General features: G+C 65.0%; 21 protein-coding genes. 11 read left to right on the top strand and 10 right to left on the bottom strand.

The window, feature by feature from the left end; all coding sequences use genetic code 11:
- Positions 1-217 precede the first annotated feature (217 nt).
- The 3 genes from FYJ28_RS07050 to FYJ28_RS07040 are packed head-to-tail and all read left to right on the top strand — an operon-like array spanning position 218 to position 2,364.
- Complete coding sequence (locus FYJ28_RS07050) at positions 218-994, top strand: hypothetical protein (RefSeq protein WP_154578754.1); 777 nt, start codon at positions 218-220, stop codon at positions 992-994.
- 51 nt (positions 995-1,045) lie between these two features.
- Complete coding sequence (locus tag FYJ28_RS07045; protein ID WP_235472008.1) at positions 1,046-1,666, top strand: class F sortase; 621 nt, start codon at positions 1,046-1,048, stop codon at positions 1,664-1,666.
- Positions 1,667-1,701: 35 nt separating this feature from the next.
- The gene (locus tag FYJ28_RS07040; protein ID WP_154578753.1) at positions 1,702-2,364 is read left to right on the top strand and encodes an FMN reductase; all 663 of its coding nucleotides are present in this window, start codon (positions 1,702-1,704) and stop codon (positions 2,362-2,364) included.
- Between the two features lie 3 nt (positions 2,365-2,367).
- Here FYJ28_RS07040 and FYJ28_RS07035 read toward each other — a convergent pair whose 3' ends face one another.
- Genes FYJ28_RS07035 through FYJ28_RS07010 form a run of 6 tightly spaced genes read right to left on the bottom strand, consistent with a single transcriptional unit; the run spans position 2,368 to position 7,520 of the window.
- A complete protein-coding gene (locus FYJ28_RS07035) occupies positions 2,368-3,609 on the bottom strand; it encodes an NAD(P)/FAD-dependent oxidoreductase (RefSeq protein WP_055239970.1) in 1,242 nt (413 codons plus the stop codon).
- Between the two features lie 7 nt (positions 3,610-3,616).
- Positions 3,617-4,273 (bottom strand): amino acid ABC transporter permease, encoded by a 657-nt coding sequence (locus FYJ28_RS07030; protein ID WP_326831568.1) that lies wholly within the window; start codon positions 4,271-4,273, stop codon positions 3,617-3,619.
- Entirely contained in the window at positions 4,270-4,908 is a 639-nt protein-coding gene (locus FYJ28_RS07025; RefSeq protein ID WP_154578752.1) for an amino acid ABC transporter permease, read from the bottom strand. Before FYJ28_RS07025 ends, FYJ28_RS07030 begins: the two co-directional genes overlap by 4 nt.
- 4 nt (positions 4,909-4,912) lie before the next feature.
- Positions 4,913-5,686, bottom strand: a complete 774-nt coding sequence (locus FYJ28_RS07020; RefSeq protein ID WP_055240104.1) for an amino acid ABC transporter ATP-binding protein — start codon at positions 5,684-5,686, stop codon at positions 4,913-4,915.
- Positions 5,687-5,702: 16 nt separating this feature from the next.
- Complete coding sequence (locus FYJ28_RS07015) at positions 5,703-6,662, bottom strand: ornithine cyclodeaminase family protein (protein WP_154578751.1); 960 nt, start codon at positions 6,660-6,662, stop codon at positions 5,703-5,705.
- Positions 6,663-6,677: 15 nt separating this feature from the next.
- Complete coding sequence (locus tag FYJ28_RS07010) at positions 6,678-7,520, bottom strand: substrate-binding periplasmic protein (protein ID WP_195840617.1); 843 nt, start codon at positions 7,518-7,520, stop codon at positions 6,678-6,680.
- A 180-nt stretch (positions 7,521-7,700) separates the two neighbouring features.
- On the opposite strand from FYJ28_RS07010, the gene FYJ28_RS07005 reads away from it, so the two are divergent.
- Positions 7,701-8,369: a GntR family transcriptional regulator gene (locus FYJ28_RS07005; protein ID WP_055239974.1), complete on the top strand. Its 669-nt coding sequence runs from the start codon at positions 7,701-7,703 to the stop codon at positions 8,367-8,369.
- On the opposite strand, the gene FYJ28_RS07000 is transcribed toward FYJ28_RS07005, so the two are convergent.
- The gene (locus FYJ28_RS07000; RefSeq protein WP_082413347.1) at positions 8,316-9,263 is read right to left on the bottom strand and encodes a LysR family transcriptional regulator; all 948 of its coding nucleotides are present in this window, start codon (positions 9,261-9,263) and stop codon (positions 8,316-8,318) included. The two genes, FYJ28_RS07005 and FYJ28_RS07000, sit on opposite strands and share 54 nt — an antisense overlap.
- Before the next feature lie 209 nt (positions 9,264-9,472).
- On the opposite strand from FYJ28_RS07000, the gene FYJ28_RS06995 reads away from it, so the two are divergent.
- From FYJ28_RS06995 to FYJ28_RS06970, 6 genes are all read left to right on the top strand, one after another.
- Entirely contained in the window at positions 9,473-10,660 is a 1,188-nt protein-coding gene (locus FYJ28_RS06995) for an NAD(P)/FAD-dependent oxidoreductase (RefSeq protein WP_229780301.1), read from the top strand.
- Between the two features lie 49 nt (positions 10,661-10,709).
- Entirely contained in the window at positions 10,710-12,146 is a 1,437-nt protein-coding gene (gene hglS / locus FYJ28_RS06990; protein WP_154578749.1) for a 2-oxoadipate dioxygenase/decarboxylase, read from the top strand.
- A 64-nt stretch (positions 12,147-12,210) separates the two neighbouring features.
- Positions 12,211-13,737 carry an L-piperidine-6-carboxylate dehydrogenase gene (gene amaB, locus FYJ28_RS06985; protein ID WP_154578748.1) on the top strand — a complete coding sequence of 509 codons (1,527 nt, stop codon included), beginning with the start codon at positions 12,211-12,213 and terminating at the stop codon, positions 13,735-13,737.
- A 58-nt stretch (positions 13,738-13,795) separates the two neighbouring features.
- Positions 13,796-14,971: a Glu/Leu/Phe/Val family dehydrogenase gene (locus FYJ28_RS06980; RefSeq protein WP_326831567.1), complete on the top strand. Its 1,176-nt coding sequence runs from the start codon at positions 13,796-13,798 to the stop codon at positions 14,969-14,971.
- Positions 14,972-14,982: 11 nt separating this feature from the next.
- Positions 14,983-17,817 (top strand): FAD-binding and (Fe-S)-binding domain-containing protein, encoded by a 2,835-nt coding sequence (locus FYJ28_RS06975; protein WP_326831566.1) that lies wholly within the window; start codon positions 14,983-14,985, stop codon positions 17,815-17,817.
- Positions 17,818-17,899: 82 nt separating this feature from the next.
- Entirely contained in the window at positions 17,900-18,823 is a 924-nt protein-coding gene (locus FYJ28_RS06970; RefSeq protein ID WP_154578747.1) for a D-isomer specific 2-hydroxyacid dehydrogenase family protein, read from the top strand.
- On the opposite strand, the gene FYJ28_RS06965 is transcribed toward FYJ28_RS06970, so the two are convergent.
- Positions 18,820-19,620 (bottom strand): cyclase family protein, encoded by an 801-nt coding sequence (locus tag FYJ28_RS06965; RefSeq protein WP_154578746.1) that lies wholly within the window; start codon positions 19,618-19,620, stop codon positions 18,820-18,822. The genes FYJ28_RS06970 and FYJ28_RS06965 overlap by 4 nt on opposite strands.
- Positions 19,621-19,790: 170 nt before the next feature.
- Here FYJ28_RS06965 and FYJ28_RS06960 point away from each other — a divergent pair, with 170 nt between their 5' ends.
- Positions 19,791-21,452 carry a thiamine pyrophosphate-binding protein gene (locus tag FYJ28_RS06960; RefSeq protein ID WP_154578745.1) on the top strand — a complete coding sequence of 554 codons (1,662 nt, stop codon included), beginning with the start codon at positions 19,791-19,793 and terminating at the stop codon, positions 21,450-21,452.
- On the opposite strand, the gene FYJ28_RS06955 is transcribed toward FYJ28_RS06960, so the two are convergent.
- Complete coding sequence (locus tag FYJ28_RS06955; protein ID WP_154578744.1) at positions 21,449-22,138, bottom strand: DUF4166 domain-containing protein; 690 nt, start codon at positions 22,136-22,138, stop codon at positions 21,449-21,451. The genes FYJ28_RS06960 and FYJ28_RS06955 overlap by 4 nt on opposite strands.
- Positions 22,135-22,854 carry a hypothetical protein gene (locus tag FYJ28_RS06950; RefSeq protein WP_154578743.1) on the bottom strand — a complete coding sequence of 240 codons (720 nt, stop codon included), beginning with the start codon at positions 22,852-22,854 and terminating at the stop codon, positions 22,135-22,137. Before FYJ28_RS06950 ends, FYJ28_RS06955 begins: the two co-directional genes overlap by 4 nt.
- Positions 22,855-22,895: the final 41 nt, after the last annotated feature.

The raw sequence follows: 22,895 nt of genomic DNA, 5'->3' as shown, positions 1-22,895 counted from the left end.
GCGCCACCTCATCCTTCCCGGACAAGGCCCGGGACGGGGAGGGTAACAACTCGCTCTGTGAAACCGGATCCGGCATGCCCCTAATTCGGTGCCGGAGGCCCGGCGGATGCCACCGGCGCAAAAGTATTTCGGCAGGGGACCCATCCGGCAGATCATCTGCTCCGAATGAGTGCTGTATCCGCGCAAAACGTGCGCACCGTCACAGAAGGAGCACACCATGAACACGAAGACGCGACTGCTTGCCGTTCCAGCCCTGGCACTGGGTGCGCTGGCGCTCTCCTCCGCTCCAGCGCTTGCCCACGGGGACGACTTGTGGTCCGGCCAGGCCACCCTTGGCACCATGAACAACTCCGGAACTACCGGACAGGCCATGGTCGATGTACACGGTATGGACGCCACCGTCACCGTCAATGTGTCCGGAGCGGCCGAGACATTTATGGACGGGCCCTTTCCCCACGCCCAGCACATCCACATTGCAGCCCAGGGAACCTGCCCGGGGCCGGACGCAGACACGGACGGCGACGGCGTGGTCAACACCACCGAGGGCCACCCCTTCTATGGGCACATCGGAACATCGCTGACCACTGAAGGCGACACCAGCGCGGACTCAGCGCTCGCCGTCGAACGCTTCCCGGGCGGGTCGTCCTACACCTACGAGCGGACGCTCGAACTGACTCCCGAGACCGCCGCGTCGCTGAAGGACGGTTCCGCCGTAGTGGTGGTCCATGGTGTGGACCCGGAGCGGATGCCTGAGGCAGCAGCGGCCAAGATGTCCGACCTGGACCCCGCACTGCCTGCCGCTGCAACCCTTCCGGCCGCCTGCGGCACCCTTGCCGCCTCCCAGATGGCAGCAATGCCGGAAGGGGGAGCTGCCACGGGCATCGAGGCCGGGGCATCGAACTCCGCAGGGCTGACCGTCGCCGGAGCCGGAGCCGGACTCACCGCGCTGGCCCTGGGAATCGCAGCGGTTGCCCGCCGCCGTACCCGTGCCTGAGATATGGCCGCCTCGGGTTCCGGCCACCGCGCAGGGAGAACTCTCTGCGCGGTGGCCGGCGTACTTCTCGCTGCGGGCTGCGCTGGCAGTCCTTCTGAAACCGGTCTTTCGGACAGGCCGGAGAGCGCTGCGGCAGCCGCGTCGCCGTCTGCCGCGCTGCCGCCTCCCGCATCCAGTCCAGCGCCGGAGGCTGCGCAGCGCCCGTCCCCGCCGGAATCCCTGCACATCCCGGCCACCGGCACGCAGTCCCGGTTGCTGCACCTGGGGCTCCGGGACGACGGGTCACTTGACGTGCCGCCGGAACCGCCTGGATCTCCGGCGGGCTGGTATACCGGTTCACCGGCGCCCGGGCAGCAGGGTCCGGCAGTGCTCCTGGGACACGTGAACGCCACGGGCGGCGGGCCGGGTGTGTTTGCCGACCTGAAGTCCCTGAAGGCGGGAGACGTCATTGAAGTGGGACGCGAGGACGGCACCACAGCTGTATTCACCGTTGACCGTGGGGAGCAGTACGGGAAGGAGGGGTTCCCGACCCTCGAGGTCTACGGGAACACAGAAGGGGCAGAACTGCGCCTCATAACCTGCGACGGGTTCGATCCCGCCACCGGAGAGTTCGAGGACAACTACGTGGTGTATGCCGTGCTGGATCCCGGGGCCGGTGGTGCAGGGGAATAATCGGGAACCCCAGCCCCTTGGATAGATGCAATAACATGTATCTATCCAAGGTCGAGGAAGGTGCCGTCGTGGCCGAACGCAGGATTGTTGCAGTAACCGCCGGGCTGGGGACGCCCTCATCCAGCCGAATGCTCTCCGACCAGCTGGGCGTTGCAGTCCAGGCCCGGCTGCAGGAGCTGGGACACGATGCCGCGCTCACCACGTATGAGCTGCGCGAATACGCCGTGGATATCGCGAACGCGATGGTTTCGGGCTACGCGGCGCCGAAACTGGAGGCGCTGCTGAACGAAGTGTCCGACGCCGATGCCCTGATCGCCGTCTCGCCTGTCTTCAGTGCTTCGATGAGCGGCCTGTTCAAATCCTTCTTTGATGTCATGGACAAGAACGCGCTGGACGGCAAACCCGTACTCGTCGGCGCAACGGGTGGCAGCGCCCGGCACTCGATGGTGCTGGACTTCGCCCTGCGTCCGCTCTTCGCGTACCTGCGGGCCCGGGTTGCCCCAACGGCTGTTTACGCTGCACCGGATGACTGGGGCGCCGGCAGTGCTGGAGTGCTTGACCTGGACGGGAGGGTTCGCCGTGCCGGCGCCGAACTGGTGGCCCTGCTCGGCGATGCGCCGGCGGCTAAACCGCGGCGGGCTCCCAGTGAGTCACTGCCCTTTGAGGAACTGCTGGCCCAAATCCAGCCGCGGAGCTAGGCATTATCGGCGGAGGGGATCTAAAGCGCCCAGCTCCGGCGCCGAGGTTCCCTCCGCGATGGAATCTGCCAGGAGGCGGCCGCTGACAGGGCCGAGGACGACGCCCCACATCCCGTGTCCACCGGCTGCATAGACCCTGTTGGAGCGCAGTCGCCCCAACACGGGCAGGCCGTCTGAGGTAACCGGACGGGAACCCACCCAGGTGTCCCGGAGGGAGGAGAAATCCACCCCGTGAAGCACGGGACTGGCCGCCGCAACGATGGACTTTACCCGTGCCTGCACCAGTTGCCCGTCCGGGCTGCGGAATTCCATGGTTCCCGCGATGCGCATGCCGTCTTGGTACGGGGTAGCAACCACACGCTCTTTCGGCAGGTAGATCGGCCCGTCCAACGGGAATGCCGAGTCCACGGTGAAGGAATAGCCGCGTCCGGCCTGAAGTGGGACGCGCAGCCCCCATTGGCGGGCCAGGCGGGGGAGCCAGGCTCCTGAAGCGAGGACCAGCACATCGGCTTGGAGGACCCCTCCCTGGGAAGAAACGACTTGGACACCTTTGGCGGATTCCGCAGTTGTAACGGCCTTCCAGCCCTCCAGTACACGCCCGCCCCTTCGGCGGACGGCCGCACACAATCCCTGCACGAAGACTCCGGGGTCCACATAGCCCTGGCCCAGCACGGTTAATGAACTGGTGATAGCCCTTGAAAACTGCGGTATGTGGGCTGCGGGACCCACGCTGAGAGGCTGGCCCAGCGCTGCAAGTTCGCCGAGATGCTCCCGAAAGTGCGCGGCGTCGCCTTCATTGCGAAAGCCGACGGCGTAGGGAGCCGGGGTGACGGACGGTATTTCGGCCTCCACCGCCATTTCCTTGAACGCTTTGTCCGCCTGCCTACAGAGCGGCACCAGTGCCTCGGCGGTCCGCCGCCAGCGGGATGGGGTCATGTTCCGGGCAAACCTTGCCAGGAAATGCCATAGCGCCGGATTGGGCTGCATTGGTATGTGCAGCGGTGCATCCGGCCGGAAGAGCCCTTCAACGCCGTGTTTCCACGCTCCGGGTTCAGCCAGGGGAGTCACGAGTCCCGGTACTACCCAACCCGCGTTCCCCCAGCTCGCTCCGGAACCTGGACGGCCGGCATCGACGACCGTTACCTTCAGGCCCCGTTCCTGCAGGTGCCAGGCCGTGGACAGGCCTACGATCCCCGCCCCGACAATTACGGCACTCGACGGCGCCGTAGAAGATGACTGTTCCAAGTTGCTCCTAGAGGTGTCGGCTCATCCGTTTTTCGGCCAGCACTGACAGCCAGGTGGCGGGAATGGATATTGCCGCGTACAGCATTCCGGCTGCTATGAAGGCCGGCAGGTATTTGAAGGTTGACGAGCCTGTTGAATACGCCTGGCTCATGAGTTCGGGGACTGCAACGGTGTATGCGAGCGAGGTGGCTTGGAAGAGCAGCACAGCGAATCCCATCAGCGATGGCAGCGCGATCCTTAGCCCCTGCGGGATCACGATGAACCTCAGGCGGTCGCCGGCACTTAGCCCCAGCGCGTCAGCGCCCTCAACTTCTCCGGAGGGGACCGCCTGGATACCTCCGCGGATCAGTTCGGCGGTGTACGCGGCGGTGGTCCAGGTCAGGGCCAGGCAGGCCGAAACCAGTGACGACAAAGTGATTTGGACGTTCGGCAGGCCGTAGTACATAAGCTGCAGGAGCACCAGCGCCGGGGCGCCGCGGCCCACCTCGACGAAGAACACCGAAATCCACCGCAATACCCGGTTGGGGGTTACGACGCCGAAGGAAAGAAGGAGGCCAAGCGGAAGACCCAGCAGCAGGCTCGAGACCGTGAGCACCAGGCTTGTCTGGAGTCCTCCCAGCATGGTGGGAAGCAGGGCTGTGACGTCTGGGAGGAGTCCGTTCACCGGGCCACCACCTTCCGCATTTTGGTGTCGAGGTGTCGGGACAGGACGCCCATGGGCAGGCTGAGGGCAATGTAGACACCCGCTGCGATAAAGAAGATGAGAATGCCCTCGCCGGACTGGCGGGCATACTGATTGGACATGTAGACGATTTCCGCCACGCCAATGGTGGAGGCGATGGAGGAATCCTTCAGCAGGCCGATGCTGTACGTGGTGTAGGAGGGGATCGCGGTGCGCCAGGCCTGGGGACCCACCACGCGGCGCCAAAGGGTCGTCCGTGTGAACCCCAAGGCACTGGAGGCTTCCCATTGTCCGGAATGCACGGAACTGATCGCCCCGCGGAATATCTCGGCGAGGTAGGCGGCCGAGACGAGCCCGAGTCCGATTACTCCGGCCTGCAGGGCGGTAAGGCGGAGCGCGCCGACCGATACGCCGTAGTACAGGATGAAGAGCCAAACGACCGGCGGGACGCCCCGCAGCAGGTCGATGATTCCACGACTAAGCAGCCACAGCAGGCGGTTTCCGCTGCGCAGGCCTGCCAGCAGCGGCAAAGCGGCGACTGTGCCGAGTGCCAGGGAAAGCACCGTCACAAGGATGGTCATGGGCAAACCGATCAGGATGGCCTGGAGCATCTGCATGGGATCAGCGCTCCAGGACGGCACGCAGGAAGCGGCGGGTCCGTTCGTGCTGCGGATCGCTCATGACCTCGTGGGGATCTCCGGATTCGATGATGCCGCCGTCGGCCATGACCACCAGCTCATCAGCCACATTGGCCGCGAAGCCCATCTCGTGGGTGACCACAATCATCGTCATGCCCTCGGCAGCCAGCTCCTTCATTACTTCCAGCACCTCGACGCCGACTTCCGGGTCCAGCGCGGATGTGGGTTCGTCGAACAGCATGACGCGCGGACCGAGTGCCAGCGCCCTTGCGATCGCGATTCGCTGCTGCTGCCCGCCGGAACACCTGGCGGGGTACTGGTCGGCCTTATCTGCCAGGCCCATCCTGGTGAGCAGTTCCATTGACTTGGCATTGGCCTCTTCACGGCTGCGCCCGAGTACCCGTTCCTGCGGCAGGCTGATATTCCGCAGTACGGACATGTGCGGGAACAGGTTGAAGTGCTGGAAGACCATGCCTGCACTGCGCCGAAGCGCGGCTAGATTCCGGGCTGATACCTTGGCCCCGGCATTGATGAGGTGGCCGTCAATCTCAATCTCACCGCTGTCCGGTTTCTCCAGCAGGTTCATGCAGCGCAGCACTGTGCTTTTGCCGGCGCCGCTGGGACCGATCATTGCTGTTACCGAACCTTCCGGGACGGACAGCGAGACATCACGCAGGACTACGTGGTCGCCGTAGGCCTTGGCGAGGTTCCGGACCTGGACTACCAGGTTGGTCGATACGGGAGCGATACGGGACATGGTGCGGTCCATCCTTCTACTTCGTGATGCGGACCGGTTGCCCCAGGTCCGCAGCGGCCACTGCACGGGCAACGGCCAGGTCTTCCCACGGCATGCCTGTGGTCTTGAATACGGCGGGTACGCCTTCCCGACGGGACCTGCGGCCCGTCACCAGGTCAGTCAGGGTGATCAGGTCCGGCGGGTCAGCCATTGCTCCCAGCTGCACGGCCTGGATGACGTCTCCGGCTTCCCGGAGTGCGGAATCGCAAGATTCGACAACGACGGCGCTGCGCCCCATCAGCGCCTCGTCGACTTCACGGGCGCTCGGCTCGTGTGAACCGACGGCGATCACCACAGTGTTGGAAGAAACGAGACCCGAATCAAAGAGCGGTTCCCTCGCCGCAGTGCAGCAGATGATTACATCCGCTTGCGCTGCTGCTCCGGCGTCCGCAGCGCGTGCAGCAAGCCCGAGTTCACGCTGTGCACGCGCTGCGAGCGAGGCCGCCGCCTCGGGATTTCGCCCAACCACTGCAACCTCGCTGATGGTGAAGACGTCGTCGAAGGTCCGGACGTGTTCCCACGCCTGCACGCCCGTGCCGAAGACCACTATTCTCATTCCGTCGCTCTCCACGAGCAGGCGGGCTCCGAAGGCGGAAACAGCAGAAGTCCTCAGGTTGGTCAGCTCGATCCCATCCAGCACCGCCCTTGGTTCGTTGTTCGGCCCCCCGAACAGGACATACAGTCCCTGGATAACGGGAGCATTCCGTGACGCGTTCTCCGGAGTGATGGTCAGCAGTTTCGTGCCGACCGCACCGTCGAAGGCAGAGGGCATTTGCAGGAACTGGCCGGAGGGAAGCTCCACGCGGGTCCGTGGAGAGTCCTTCTCCGGATCCAGTCCGGAGAGCAGCGCGGTGTGCAGGGCATCCACCGCTCCGGAAGGACTTAGGGCCCCGCGCAGCCGGGCACCGTCGATAAACCGGACCGTTGCGGCATCCATTTGTTTTCCAGCGCCTTACTGGATCAGCCGGGGTTCGCCGGTTTCCGCTGCGGATTCAGGTAGACCGTTGGCGGTCAGGATCTCGGCGACCGTGCCGTCCTCCTTCATCTTCTCGATGCTGGCGTCCAGCGCCTCGGTAAGACTTGTGTTTCCCTTCGTGTGCGGGAAGCCGATCTGTGCAGCGTCCTTGGACGCAATAACCCGGTCGTCCGGCTCAACAACTTCCACCGAGAAGTCTGGGGAATCCTTGTACATCTGTGCTGCGGAGCCGAATCCGTCCAGGCCTACCTGGATGCGGCCGGACTTCAAGTCAGCCTGCATTTCCACGGCGCTCGGATAGATGGTGAGCGCATCACCCAGCACAGCCTTCATATCGGCAACCCACAGGTAACCGTCAACCGTTCCCACCTTGAGCGATTCCATGGCGGGAATGGAGGTAACGCCGTCGGCGGAGATGGATGACATGTCGTCGGTGTAGACCGGTGCGGAGAGGTCCACGATTTCGGCGCGCTGGGCGGTGCGGTAATAGCAGCCGATCGCAACGTCGGCGCGGTTGCTCTGAACAGCGGGGATAGTGCCGGCATATGAGGTTGGTTCGAGCTTGAGCTCCAAGCAGTTCTCTTCCGCGAACGCGGCGATCAGGTCTGCGTCGGCACCCGTTGCCTTGCCGTTGGAGACGGAGGAGAAGGGTGGGAATTCAGGGGCTGCCACGGTCAGCACGCCCTCCTGCAGCGTCTCGACTTCGTGCTGGGGCACGCAGTCATCGGCAACGGAGGAGGCAGAGGTATCACCGCCGCAGGCAGTGAGGGCCAGTACCGCAAAGCTGGTGGCGGCGAGGGCGAGAGTGCGTTTAGCCATTGGTCTGTCCTTTGAGTGGAGTAGGGTGAGATATGACCTGTAATACACAACCGGTTGTCGATAACTCTCGGGGTATGCGGATTCGATGTCAAGGTTTTTCTGTATATGGCGCTGTCCAGAGGCGAAATTCATTGACAAATATGGCCTATCCTGATTTCGACAAGATAAGGGGCTCTTCTTATGCTCGAAAGTGATTCCGCCCCCGTGATTGGACTTCACGGGCTCACCCTCCACCGGGGCACCCTCAAAGACGAGGCGCTTGCCGTAGTCCGGTCCGCCTTGCTGTCCGGAGACATGAAGCCGGGACGTATTTATTCGGCAAACTCACTGGCGGCCCAGTTGGGGGTTTCCAACAGTCCTGTGCGCGAAGCAATGATGGATTTGGCCGGCAAGGGACTGCTCGAAGTCGTACGCAATCGTGGCTTCCGCGTTGTGGAAATGACGGATGCCGACCGGCAGGAGGTTTACGACCTGCGGATGCTGGTGGAAGTCCCGGCGGTTGTACAGGCAGCGCAGCGCGGCCTCAGCAACAAGGAGCAGTCGGAGGTCCGGCGTCTGCTGCAGGAAGTGCTGGACACAGCCGAGACCGGCGATCTGCGCAACTATTTGGATGCCGACCAGGCCCTGCATATGGGCATAGTTGCCCTGCTTGGGAATCGCCGACTGTACGGCATCGTCGAAAACCTGCGCGACCAGAGCCGGGTGCGCGGTTCCTATCACCTAACTGAACGCGGCGTCCTCGCGCAGAGCGCACAGGAACACCTCCCGATAGTCGAGGCCCTGATTTCCGGCGAGTCAGAGGTGCTTCAGCGGCTCATGGTGGAGCACCTCTCCTACGCCCGACCGTAATCCGGAGGAAGGTGCGGCGGCCTCCACCAGTGCCTCCAGGAGCCGCTCGACGCTTGCCCGCCGCAGCATCGCCGGCCTGGCCATAGCGACAATCGTCCTTTCTGCGCCCGAACCTAACCGCATGATGGTCCTGTCGGCTGGGTACAGGGCGAGCATGGATGCCGTGGCCAGCGTTGCCCCGGTGCCCTGGTCTGCGAGTGCCAAGGCAAGAGCCGTATCCATAACCGTGTGTTCAGTCTCCGGGACAATGTCCTCGGTTTCGAGGGCGGAGCGTGCAGCCCGGCCGAACGCTGAGGCAGCTGGCGGCAGTATCCAATGGCGGGCTTCGGCTGGCCGGCCTGCGGCGCCGGGCCGGCCAGCCGCGCACACCACCAGAAGGTCTTCCCGCACCAGCGCCCGCCGGGTGATTTCCGCCGGGGTCTTCACCGGAACAGCGCTGTATTCCAGCCCCAGGGCGGCGTCAACACTGCCGGACAGGATAGCGGCGAGGGCGTGGTCCGGCTCTACTTCCCGGAGTTCAACCCGCAGTTGCGGATCTGTCCTCGCCAGCAGGCCCAGTGCGGGAACCGCGCAGGCGAGAGCGGCGGAGCCGAACACACCCAGCCTGACTGCCGAATCGATTCCAGATCCCATCTCGTCCAGGGCGGCCGAGGCTTCCGATTCGGCTGCGAGCACCCCGAGAATGTGCCGGTGGAGGATTCGGCCGGCATCAGAGAGAAGCAGCCGTCGTCCGTCGCGGATAAAAAGCGACTGGCCGGTTTCCTTTTGCAGTGCCGTCATCTGCTGCGAAATAGCGCCAACGGTGTAGCCCAGCTGTTCGGCAGCTCCGCGCATGGACCCTTGCTCAGCCACCGCAGCAAGCATCCTCAGTTGTCCCAAGGTCCAGTTCCTCATGCGAGCTCCTGCGTTTAGCTTTCCTAAAGGATTTTGGAAAGAAAATTTAGCTTGACCTTCTCAAGGCGCCATCTAGAGTGTTATATATAACCCGTAACCAATAGCCGAAATAATCCACTTAGCTTAGCGGCTTACGGTTTCATCCTTTCTTCTCGTGCTGTTGGATCGACCGCAACGGCACCCTTCCCCATCTCAAGAGGAGGTCCGCCTTGGCGAACCAGGTGGTATCACTCTCCGGAGAAACGACGCAGCCAAGCAGGGCAGACGTCGTCATTATCGGCGGGGGAATAATGGGGGTCAGCATCGCCTACCACTTGGCGTCCGCAGGAGTCCGCGGGGTTGTTGTCATAGAACGTGCGGCTCTGGGCTCCGGGTCGTCCGCCAAGCCGTTAGGCGGGGTGCGTGCAACGTTCTCCGATCCGGCGAACGTCGCCCTCGGGAAGCGCAGCTTGGACGCCTACAAACGTTTTGGCGAAGAATTCGGAGCAGACATTGGGCTGCGTCAGGTTGGCTACCTCTTTCTCTGCCGCAGCGAGGCTGAAGTGCTGGACTGTGAGGCAAGTGTTGCCGTGCAGAATTCGTTTGGCAGCAACTCCAGGATGATCTCCGGCGCCGAGGCAGCGCGGATCAACCCATTCCTTGATCCGGAAGTGCTGCTTGCCGCATCCTTCTCCCCGCAGGACGGTTATGCCGAGCCTTCCCGTGCAGTTGCGGCATACGCCGCCGCGGCACAGGCGGCCGGGGTCCGGTTCCTGACCGGGACGGAGGTCCTGGCAGTGGAAACCGCGGCGGGGTCCATTCGCTCGGTCACCACCAACCGGGGGACCATCCGGACGGATTCCGTTATCTGTGCTGCCGGCGCCTGGTCCCGCCACGTTGGCCAGATGGTGGGAGTGGAGCTGCCTGTCACGCCCGTTCGCAGGCAAATTGGCATGACACGCCAGCAGCCGCAGCCGTATCCGGAAGTCCCGTTCACGTTGGATCTCTCAACCACGATGTACTTCCACAACTATGGCAACGGCATGCTGCTCGGGATCTCTAACCAGCAGGCACCGGGTTTCGGACGGGATTTCAGTTTCGAGTGGCTGGGGGAGTTCAACGCGGCCGCACGGATCTGCGCGCCGTCCCTGGCCGAACCGGACCTGGAGTTCGGCTGGGCGGGGCTGTATGAAAACACCCCGGACCACAACGCCCTGATCGGTGCTTCCGACGAAGTATCGGGCTTCTTCTACGCCACCGGTTTCTCCGGACACGGATTCCTGCAGGGGCCCGCCGTTGGGGAACTGGTCCGCGACCTCTATCTCGGCCGACAGGGGTTCATGGATGTTTCAACTTTCTCCGTAACCAGGTTCCACAACGACGACGAAACGCTGGTACGCGAAGTCCACATCATTTGATTGCCGGACCACGGCCAACCGGACTAGTCACTCCCCAGGAAGGACAAAGATGAGTTTCCACCACCTCTGGCAGCTGAGGGCGGAGTTCGCCCGCAGGCTGTCAGCCATGTACGGCACAGAGGTCCCGGCCTACAACACCCTGGTAGACGTTTCAACACAGGTGAACCAGGCCTACCTCCTACAGCACGGAGCGGACGCGGAGCGCCTAGGCAGCATCGACCGCGTCACAGCGGAAAGGCATGGCGCCATCCGTGTTGGGTCCGAACGCGAAATGTCCCAGGTGGCACGGATCTTCGCAGCATTCGGCATGTACCCGGTGGGCTTCTACGATCTCCGTGACGCCTCCAAATCAGCAGTGCCCGTGGTCTCTACAGCGTTCCGTCCCGTCACGGCAGATGAACTGGCCCGCAATCCGTTTCGGGTTTTCACATCAATGCTCGCGGTGGAGGACCCCCGGTTCTTTGACCCGGCCCTGCAGAGCGAACTCAAGGATTTCTTTGACCGCCGGGAACTCTTCGGCCAGGAGCTCCTGGAGCTGGCTGACCGCGCCGCCGCCGGCAGCGGACTCGAGGAAGAGGAAGCCGGACGGCTGCTGGAGCTGGCAACCGGGGCCTTCGAGCTCTCCGCTGAACCCGTGGACCATGACTGGTACCGGCGGCTGGAGGCGATCTCCGCGGTCGCCTCGGACATTGGGGGAGTCACCAGCACCCACATTAACCACCTCACTCCGCGGGTCCTGGACATTGACGCCCTTTATGCAGGCATGGAAGCCCTCGGAATCACCATGATCGACGAAATCCAGGGTCCGCCGCGGTGGGACGGACCGGACGTCCTGCTGCGGCAGACATCCTTCCGTGCCTTGGGTGAGGAACGGCTCTTCCGTTATCCCGACGGTTCCGTCCGGAAGGGGGAGCTCCGGGTGCGGTTTGGAGAAGTCGAAGCCCGCGGCATTGCCCTGACGCCTGCCGGCAGGGACCTCTACGACCGGATGGTCGCGGATGTGGACCGGCGTCTGCAGGATGGCTCTTCCCAGGACAGCCAGGGCGCTGCACGCGCTGTCTGGGAGGAGAACCTGCCCCGCACGGAAAAGGAGCTGGCCGCCCGCGGCCTGGCCTACTTCACCTTTACCGCGGACAATGCAGCCGCAGCCGGCCTGCCCCAAGGCCCGTTCACACTGGCTGAACTGATCGAGTCAGGGGCCGCCGTACCCGAGCCGATCGTCTACGAGGATTTCCTGCCCCGCTCCGCAGCCGGAATCTTCCAGTCCAATCTCACTGACGAGGGATCGAAAAATGAATCCGAACTGGCAGCGGACTACGACATGGCGCGGATGTCCGGCATTATCGGGCGCCCCGTGCACGATCCCTATGAGCTGTACCAGCGCCAGCAGGACGGCTCGGTGCGGGCCCTTGCGGATGCTCTCGGCATAGATCTCCTCCCCTCCCCGGCCGAAGCCGCTGCGGCAGCAACCGGCGCGGGCAACTGAACGAACACCACGTCCATCTATCCGTTTGGCATTCGGTGCCATCCATCCACAGACAGGAACCCACATGACTTCGATCGCCCAGACCACGGAGCTGGCCCCACGCATCCAGAACGCACTTGCTGCCTGCGGTGTTACGAATGACGCCTACGGCGAGGACCGCGCCACCCGTTCGCCGCTGACCGGCGAACCCCTCGTCAGTCTGCGCAACACTACGGACGAAGAGGTGGAGGCAGCCATCGCGGCAGCCCATTCCGCCTTCCTCTCATGGCGGGAGGTTCCCGCTCCGGTACGCGGAAATGTGGTCAAGCGGTGGGGCGAGCTGTTGACCGAGCATAAGGAGGACCTGGCCGCGATTGTCCAGGCCGAGGCCGGCAAGATCACCTCGGAAGCGCTCGGCGAAGTGCAGGAGATGATCGACATCTGCGACTTCGCAGTCGGGCAGTCCCGCATGCTTTACGGCAAGACCATGCCGTCGGAGCGGCCGGGTCACCGGCTGATGGAAACCTGGCATCCACTCGGGGTGGTGGGTGTGATTTCGGCATTCAACTTCCCGGTCGCCGTGTACTCATGGAACACCGCCCTGGCCTTGATCGCCGGTGACACAGTGGTCTGGAAGCCGTCCGGCACGACCATGCTCTCCGCGCTGGCCACCAACGCCCTCCTAGCGAGAGCGGTGGCCGAAAGCGGCGCACCGGCTGAGATCCATCAGCTCATCGTGACTGACCGCGGCGGAGCGCAGCGGCTCATTGAGGACGAGCGTGTAGCACTGGTATCCGCGACCGGGTCCGTGCGAATGGGCCGGGAAATCGCTCCGAAGGTGGCAGAGCGCTTTGGCCGGACCATCCTGGAGCTGGGCGGAAACAACGGTGCAATCATCACCCCGAGTGCTGATTTGGATCTGGCACTGCGCGGCATTGTGTTTGCCGCCGTCGGGACCGCAGGGCAGCGCTGCACCTCGATGCGGCGGCTGATTGTGCACGAATCGATCGTGGAGGAACTCATCGGGAAACTCGTTGCCGCCTACTCGAGCCTGAACATTGGCCTTCCGCTCGATGAGAACAACCTCGTGGGTCCGCTGATCAACGAAGCGAGCTACGACGCAATGCAGCGGGCCCTGGCCCAGGCCAGGGAAGAAAGCGGTACGGTGCTCACCGGCGGGGAACGCGTGCTCGCCGAAACCTACCCGGAGGCGTACTACGTGGAGCCGGCCATCGTCCGGATGCCGGAACAGAGCCGCGTGGTGCACGATGAAACCTTCGCTCCGATCCTCTACGTCATGACCTACACCGACTTCGATGAGGCCATCGCTCTGCACAATGCCGTTCCGCAGGGACTCTCTTCGGCGGTGTTCACCCAGGACCAGGCCGAAGCGGAGCGGTTCCTCTCCGCGTCCGGTTCGGACTGCGGGATCGCAAACGTCAACATAGGTACCTCCGGTGCCGAGATCGGCGGGGCCTTCGGCGGCGAAAAGGAGACCGGCGGCGGGCGGGAATCCGGATCGGACTCGTGGAAGGCATACATGCGCCAGGCCACTAATACCGTCAACTACTCCGGACAGCTGCCGCTGGCCCAGGGCGTGGAGTTCCTCTAAAAGCTGTTGGTCTTACACCTACTACCCAGGCGGGTTACGCAGAAGGAGCAGCGCAAAAGTGGTCGATGATGTTTTCAATTCGATGGACGAGTGGGGACCGGAAAAGATCGTCGCGGTCAGCGACACCAAGACCGGAATGAAGGGCGTCCTGGTCATCGACAACACAGCCCGTGGGATAGGCAAGGGCGGCATCCGCATGCTGCCGACCGTATCGGTCCGGGAAATCGCCCGGCTCGCGCGGGTGATGACTTGGAAGTGGGCAGGTGTGGACCTGTTCTACGGCGGGGCAAAGGCTGGTATTCAGGCCGATCCGCAATCCCCGTACAAAGAGGAAATCCTCCGCGCCTTCGTCCGCAGGCTCAGCAATGAGGTGCCCGCAGAGTACGTCTTCGGGCTGGATATGGGCCTAACGGAAGACGATGCGGCAATCATCAACGATGAGCTGGGGGACCGGGGCGCAGCGGTGGGAACCCCTTATGAGCTAGGCGGAATACCGTACGACAAGCTGGGCATCACCGGTTACGGGGTTGCCGAGGTAGTGGACCAGGCCGCCGTCAGGATCGGCTTGGAAGGGCGGCGCGTGGCACTCCAGGGGTTCGGAGCGGTGGGCCACGCCGCCGCGGCCCGCCTGCATGCCTTGGACTACAGTGTGGTCTCGATTTCCACGGCCGCGGGGGCGCTGCATGACCCCGCTGGACTGGATGTGCCGCTGCTGCTGCAGCTCCGGGAGGACCGGGGAGACACGCTGGTCGATGCTCTGCCGCAGCTTCGGATCGAACCCGGTTCAGAGCTGCTGGTGGACGCCGACATTGCGGTTCCGGCCGCGCTGCAGGACGTGATCACCGTCAACAACGCGGCGGACATCAAGGCACGTCTTCTTGTAGAGGGAGCCAACCTGCCGACTTCTCCTGACGCGCAGACGCTGCTGCACCGGCGTGGCGTGACCGTCATCCCAGACTTTGTGGCCAATGCCGGAGGAGTGGTGAGCGCTGCCTTCGCCATGGATGCAAGGTACTCGGCGTTCAGACCGGAAACCGAGCAGATCTTCACCACGGTGTCGGCGAAACTGCGGACGAACGCCGACCAGGTCCTGGATGAGACGCTCCGGCGCGGCGGGACGAGTCACGAGGCGGCCCGGGCAATGGCACAGGAACGGGTCCTTGTGGCGATGGAGCTGCGGGGCAAACCGCGGCGAAACAGGACGGCTCTTCCCGCTCTTTCGGCCAGCCGCTAGCCGTGGTGACCGTGAGTGCAGAAACTGACCTGCCTGCCCTGCTGGCCGAACTCCGCCAGGCGTTGAAGGGCGAGGTGGACGGCGGCCCTTCGCGCCGTGCGCAGTACTCATCTGATGCGTCCAACTATCGGATCGCCCCGCTGGCAGTCGTCCTTCCCCGGGATGAGGACGATGTCCGTGCTGCGTTGAAGATTGCCGGCCGCCACCAGGTGCCTGTTACTGTCCGCGGCGGCGGGACCTCCTGCGCAGGCAACGCAGTAGGCCCGGGGCTGGTGCTGGACATGAGCAGGTCTATGAACAGGATCATTTCCATCGACCCGGAGACCCGGACGGCGGTGGTACAGCCGGGCGTCGTACTCTCAGATTTGCAGGCAGCAGCTGCCGCCTTTGGACTGCGTTTTGGGCCAGACCCGTCCACGGCCACGCGCTGCACGCTGGGCGGGATGATTGGGAACAACGCCTGCGGGCCGCACGGCCTGGCTTACGGCCGCACGGCAGACAGTGTGCTGGGCCTGCGGCTTCTGACCGGTGACGGCCGGGTGCTGGAACTTGGTGCAGGGCGGGAAAGCTTCGACCAGGTGCCGGGTTTGGAGCAGTTTGTGCTGGCTCGTCTGGAGACCATACGCACCGAATTTGGTCGGTTCAGCCGTCAGATTTCCGGCTACAGCCTGGAACACCTCCTGCCGGAGAATGGCAGGAACCTGGTCGCAGCCCTGACGGGAACGGAGGGGACCTGCGGCATCATTCTCGAGGCCCGACTGCAGCTGGTCCAGCGTTCGCCGGCGCCGGCACTTGCCGTGCTGGGGTACCCGGACATGGCTGCAGCAGCAGATGCTGTTCCGGGCCTGCTCCCGCACGGACCGCTGGCGCTCGAAGGGCTGGACAGTGCGCTGGTGGAAAGTGTCCGCCGATCCGGCGCCGATTTGCCGGATCTCCCGGCAGGCGGCGGCTGGCTGATGGCGGAAGTCGGCGGCGCCACCGAATCCGAAGCAGTTGCCTCAGCCCAGGCGATGGTTCGTGATGGCGGGGCGCTGGACGCTGTGGTCCTGCCATCAGGGCCAGAGGCGCGGAAACTGTGGCAGGTCCGGGCTGATGGTGCCGGACTCGCCGGAAGGACGGCCGGGGGCCTGCAGGCATGGCCGGGTTGGGAAGACTCTGCAGTTCCTCCGGAACATCTGGGCGATTATCTGCGCTCACTGACGGCGCTGATGGAAAAGCACCGGCTTTCCGGGCTCGCCTACGGCCACTTCGGTGACGGCTGTGTTCACCTGCGTATCGACTTTCCACTCGACGCGGATGGAAAAGCCATGCGGGCCTTCCTTTTCGCTGCGGCGGAGCTCGCGGCCTCCTACGGCGGTTCCCTCTCCGGCGAACATGGTGACGGACGGGCGCGCAGTGAACTCCTGGGCGCGATGTATTCCGCAGAAGCTATTGCCGCATTCGCCGCGTTCAAGGCGCTGTTCGATCCGCAGGGGATTCTTAATCCGGGGGTGGTAGTGGATCCGGACCCACTGGATGCCGCACTGAGACGGCCTCAGGCCGTTGAGGTGCGGGCGGGAGACGGATTCGCCTTCTCCCACGACGCCGGCAGCGTCACCGATGCGCTGCACCGCTGCGTGGGCGTAGGCAAATGCAGGGCGGATCTTCGCGCTGAAGGAGGGTTTATGTGTCCTTCCTACCAAGCCACGCGCGACGAGGCAGAATCGACCCGAGGCAGGGCGAGGGTACTGCAGGAGATGCTCAACGGTGGAATCATCGAGATCGGCTGGTCAGCACCGGAAGTCCATGAGGTCCTCGACCTGTGCCTGAGCTGCAAAGCCTGCGCCAACGATTGTCCCACCGGCATCGACATGGCGATGTACAAGTCCGAGGCCCTGCATCAGACCTACAAGGGCCGGGTCCGGCCCCTGACTCACTACACCTTCGGAAGGCTCCCGGCCTGGCTGCGGCTGGCCGGACCCGTGGCACCACTGATCAACCTAGCTGGAAGAATCCCCGGCTTTGGGCGGCTTGCCATGCGTCTGGCTGGCGCTGACCCGCGCCGTGCCCTTCCCAAACTCCCTAACCGTCCGTTCCGAGCCCTGCACCAAGCCCGTAACCGGCCAACGGAGAACGGGCCCGAATCGGGGCACCCGGTGCTGCTCTGGGTAGACTCCTTCTCCGACACACTCAGCCCCGACGTCGCCAAAGCGGCTTTGAAACTCCTCACCGCGGCCGGCTGCGACGTCCAGCTGGCCGGGCCGGGAGCGTGCTGCGGCCTGACTCTCATCACCACCGGCCAGCTGACAGCGGCAAAAGCGAAACTCAGCCGGACCCTTGATCTGCTGTACCCCCATGTCCAGGCTGGTCGAGTCATCGTCGGGCTGGAACCATCCTGCACCGCGGTGCTCCGCTCGGACATTCTGGAGCTGTTGCCGCAGGACCCGCGTGCCCAGGCGGTGTCACGGGCGACCAAGACCGTAGCGGAACTCCTCGACTCCATTGGGTGGACACCGCCGCAGGTTGGGGAGGCACTGCTGGTGCAGCCGCACTGCCATCATCACGCCGTCATGGGCTACAGCGCGGACCTCGCCTTGCTGGAGAAGGCTGGATGCGACGTCGAAGTATCTTCCGGCTGCTGCGGCCTGGCAGGCAACTTCGGTATGGAAAGGGGACACTACGAGATCTCCGCGAAGATCGCCGGCGACGGGATTCTTAGCCGGGCTGCCGCAGACCCGGACCGGGCTGTGCTGGCTGACGGCTTCAGCTGCCGAACCCAGGTTGCTGACCTGGCGGGGCTCCCGGCACGCCACCTGGTGCAGGTCTTGGCCGACGCTTTGGATAAACCGGAGGACTCCCGCCTCTGAGCGGCCCGGGCACTGACACGGCACAGGCCCCGGTCCTAGACTGGCGCAGGGGACCACACCGCTACGAGCAGGGGCCAACGCCATGGACGCCGCACCGGTCATAACTATCCTCCCGGAAGCACCAGCGCATCTGGCTGATGCCGTGCGCGACGGCGGCGGGGTCACCGCACCGCTGTCCGACCAAACCACGGGGCTGATAGTGCTGGCCGGAGAATCCCTGGCTGACCTGACGGACATCCTGAAGAGCCACCCGGCCATCCGCTGGATCCAGGTCTACCTTGCCGGAGCGGACGCCTGGGTTCCGCTGATTCAGCAGTACCCGGAGATTCGGTGGACCAGTGCCAAGGGTGCGTACGGTCAGCCCGTAGGGGAGTATGCGCTGACCCTGACGCTGGCCATGCTCCGTGCGGTCCCCACCTTCGCGCGGGCCAGGAGCTGGGGCCCGCCGCAGGGGACATCCCTGTATGGAAAACGGGTGGTGATCGTCGGGGCAGGCGGCGTGGGCCGGGAGATCCTGCGCCTCGTGGGCATCTTCACCCCGCACATCACGGTGGTCCGCCGCCATGACGAGCCGGTGCCGGGAGCCGAACGCACCGTCACCGACGCCGGGCTGGATGACGCGCTCGGAGGCAGCGACGTCGTAATCCTGGCCGCAGCGATGACCACCGCAACCCGGCACCTGATCGATGCGAGGCGGCTGGGGCAGATGTCACCCCATGCCGTGCTCATCAACGTTGCCCGCGGACCGCTGGTGGACACCGATGCCCTGATCGCAGCACTTGCCGAGGGCCGCCTCGCCGGAGCGGCGCTGGACGTCACGGACCCGCAGCCGTTGCCGGACGGCCATCCGCTGTGGAGTGAGCCGCACGCCCTGATCAGTCCGCACACAGCCGAAACCGAGGCAATGATCCGCCCGCACCTGGCCGCGAGGGTCCGCGAGAATGTCCGGAGCTTCCGGAACGGCGATCCGCTGGCCGGCCTGGTGGACCCGGCGAAGGGCTATTAGGGCTGCCGCTCCACGAACGCCAGGACGCGGGCGGGGCTGGCTGTGCCTCCCACGATCTTGAGCGGGGACACCACCACCATGGCGCCGGTGGCGGGCAGCTGCGCAAGGTTCTGCAGCAGCGTGACGCCGTACTTGTTGTTGCCCAGCAGGTAGTAGTGCGCCGGGAAGGGCGGGTCGAAGGCGCCCGCGTTGCCGGCGTCGATTCCCACAGTCTCCACGCCCAGGCCAGCGATTGGAGTCTCCTCCGCCAGCCACTTGGCGCAGGCGGCGGAGATGCCGGGGGTGTGCGAACCGGTCTCGTCGAAGTTCAGGAAGGCGTCGGCGTCGTCAACGAATTTGTCCCAGCCGGTGCGCAGCAGCAGCCAGGCACCCTTGGGCAGGGCACCGTGCTCGGCTTCCCAGGCCTGGATGTGTTCCGGTTCCACCAGGAAATCGGGGTCCGCGGCAGCTTCGGCACTGAAATCCAGCACGACGGCGGGGCCCACCAGCCGCTTCACGGGGATCTGGGAGACATCGTCACCGTCGCGCCCGGTGATCCAGTGCGACGGCGCGTCCACGTGGGTGCCAATGTGCTCGCCGGTGTGGATGTTGTTGTGCTTCCAGAACGGTCCCGGCTCATCGAAGGCACTGACCTGCTCCAGGCTGAAGTCGATCAGGTTCACGAAGGGATCGGGCAGCTTGAGGGTGGGGATGGTGCTGCTCAACGGTGCGGTGAGGTCAACAACTTCGAGCGCACCGCCGTCGAGCGCAGCGATGAGGTGCTGGAGCAACCCGGGTTCCGTGCGGGGGAGAGACATGGTTCGTATTCCTGTCCGAGGCCGAAAACGTTTGCCTGAGAATACCCGGCACAGGGCCGGGACGGCGTTCATGGGTCGATACATGACGCGGCCCAAGTTGGGCAGGCCCCGCTGCCGGGCCATACAGTTCTAGGAAATAAGCCGCACAGAGTTACAGGAGCTTCCCCTCGATGGACAACGTTGCCGAAGCCATTGGCCGCACCCTCGCCCAGCTCGGAGCCAGCCACGCCTTTGGTGTGGTCGGCAGCGGCAACTTCCACCTGACCAATGCCCTGCGAGCGAACGGCGTTCCGTTCACCGCCGCCCGGCATGAGGGCGGTGCCGCCACCATGGCTGATGCCTACTCCCGAATGTCCGGCCTGGTCTCCGTGCTGACCACCCACCAGGGCTGCGGGCTAACCAACGCCGCCACCGGCATCGGCGAAGCCGCGAAGTCGCGCACGCCCATGATCGTCCTGACCGCCGACGCCGCCGCGCCGGCAGTGCGGTCAAACTTCCGGATCGACCAGGACGGACTGGCACGCAGCCTGGGCGCTGTTCCGGAGCGGGTCCATTCGGCCGCCAGTGCAGTAGCGGACACCATCCGGGCGTTCCGCACCGCCCAGAACGAACGCCGGACAGTGGTGCTGAGCGTGCCGCTGGATGTCCAGTCCCAGCCGGTTCCCGCAGGCCTCCCGGACCGTGCGGTCCCGGTGCCGCCCACCGGGTTCGTCCGGCCCAATGCCACCCTGGTGCGGGGGCTGGCGGACATCCTCGGCACTGCTAAGCGTCCGGTCTTCGTTGCCGGCCGCGGTGCCCGGGACGCGGGTCCGGAGCTGAGGGCCCTCGCCGCCCAGTCGGGTGCGCTCCTTGCCACCAGCGCCGTCGCGAACGGACTCTTCAACGGCGAGGAATTCAACCTCGGCATCGCCGGAGGCTTCTCCGCGCCGGAGACTGCAGCGCTTATCAGCGAGGCGGACCTGATTATTGGCTGGGGCTGCACCCTGAATATGTGGACCATGCGGCACGGTTCGCTGATCAACCCCGACGCCGTTGTGGTCCAGGTGGACCTGGAGGACTCCGCACTCGGAGCCAACCGGGAGATCCACCTCGGCGTTATCGGCGACTGCGCTGCAACCGCCGCCGATGTCCTGGCAGAGCTGCAGGCAACGGTTTCCGAACCGGCCGAAAAGTACCGGACCCCGGAGACGGCGGCGCGGATCGCCGCTGGTTCACGCTGGCAGGACGTTCCGCTAGAGGACCTCTCCACCGCAGACCGGATCGACCCGCGGGTCCTCACCCTTGAACTCGACGACCTGCTGCCCGCTGAACGGCTGGTGTCCGTGGATTCCGGCAACTTCATGGGCTATCCCTCCACCCACCTAGCAGTGCCGGACGAGTTCGGTTTCTGCTTCACCCAGGCGTTCCAGTCCATTGGCCTGGGCCTGGGCACCGCGGTCGGGGCGGCGCTGGCCCGCCCGGACCGGCTTCCGGTGCTTGGCACCGGCGACGGAGGCTTCCTGATGGCCATCTCCGAGCTCGAAACAGCTGTACGCCTGAACCTGCCGCTGGTGGCCATCGTCTACAACGACGCCGCCTACGGTGCCGAGGTCCACCACTTTGGGGCAGGCGGCGCCGAAGCGGACATGGAGACGGTGACCTTCCCGGACACGGACATTGCCGCAATCGCCCGCGGCTATGGCGCTGAGGGCATCACCGTCCGCACGCGCGGTGACCTTGCCGCAGTCCGCCAGTGGCTGGAGGGTCCGCGGACCGTGCCGCTGGTTATCGATGCAAAGATCGCGTCCGACGGCGGTGCCTGGTGGCTGGCGGAGGCGTTCAAGGGGCACTAGTCCCGGCTTTCCTCCCGGGCCGGACGCAGCCTCGCCGGGGTGCCGCCGGGCGGGAGGGGCGGAAACTCACAGGTGAACTCGCCGCGGTAGCCGAACAGGAAGCCGAAAACAGGGTTCCGCACCTGGAGCTGGATGGTGAAAACCTGGCGCTCGTCGTCGTAGGCCTCATACAGATCCGCGGTGCCGGTCAGGAACCGCGGCACCGTGAAACGCACCGGACCCTCATAGAAGCGGAGGTCCGTCGACCGCAGGTGCAGGGAGCCGTCCGAGCGCACTGAAAGGTCCAGGTCGGTGGCCAGGTGCTGGTGTGTGCCGAGGTAATCCACCACGGTGCCCCTGCTGCCCAGGATCATGGTCGCATCAAAGCGGCGGGGTCTTCCCGCCCGTGCTTCAAGGGTCCGCGTGAACGTCACCGTCGTCCGGCCCAGACCGTCCACGTACGGGTAGTTCTCAATAGTGAAGGGAACGTTGTTCCCATGCTCGGGGAAAAGGATGTTCCGGAAGGCTCCGAGATTCAGGAACGGCACGGTCCACCATGCTCCGCGGCGCAGCTCGGAGAACACGCCGCGGCCCACGCAGGCATAGCCGGCACCGGGATCTACTCCGAAACGAAGCTGCAGCATGGGGTGCAGCCGCTCAAAGTCCGCTCCCAGCGCGCGGGCAAAAATGGAGGGTCCGGTATTCATGCCGGTTCCTTCAAGGACGCGAGAGACGACGGCGCCACGCCGGTCTTGCCGTCCCGTGCCCGGCGCAGGCACCGGGCGGCCCGGGGGACTTCCCGGCGGGCGGGAGCCAGGCATGCGGCGGCGACGGCGGACCCTGCCACCAGGCCAGCCGCCGGCCCGGGTCGGACGGCACAGAGGGTGACTGCCGCCGCAACCGCGGCGGCGCGTGCCCCGGCGTCGAGCAGCCAGGCGTTCCGGGTGCGCTCCGGCGCCAGGCCTTCTTCAGCCCACAGCCGCAGGCGGTCAAAGCTCCATGCCGTGGCCCAGCCAAGCGCTGGCCGGATTAGGGGCGCGTCCAGCCAGCGCCCCAGGCGGCCCCACCCGGGGGAGTAGTCGTATCCGGTGATGAACCGGGTCCTCTCTCCGTCAGGGACGTAGCGCCAGTAACCTGCGCCGGGGCCGATGGGTGAGAGCGGATCCGCGGTGGTGAACTTTAAGACCGAGGTGGCGTGGCCCTGGGCTCCTGTCCGCGTGCCAAGGGACGTACCGGTTCCATGGATTGTGTGGAAGGGAAGGCGGAATTCGTACCGGAACGTCAGCGGTTCGGCGGCGTTCGTGGCAATGATGCGGCTGAACCGAAGGTCCCACCGGGAATGGCAGGACAAATCCTGCGTGAGATGCCACAGCCGGTCCATCGGCGCGCTCACGGGTATTTCAACGTAGATCCGTTTCCCCATGCCCGGAGACTACCTGCATGAGCGGTCCCGACGGCGGTACG

The sequence above is a fragment of the Arthrobacter sp. BL-252-APC-1A genome, assembly GCF_009696625.1.
GTDB lineage: Bacteria > Actinomycetota > Actinomycetes > Actinomycetales > Micrococcaceae > Arthrobacter_B.
The sequence above is the reverse complement of the archived record's forward strand: the minus strand, read 5'-3'. Positions and strand labels throughout refer to the sequence as shown.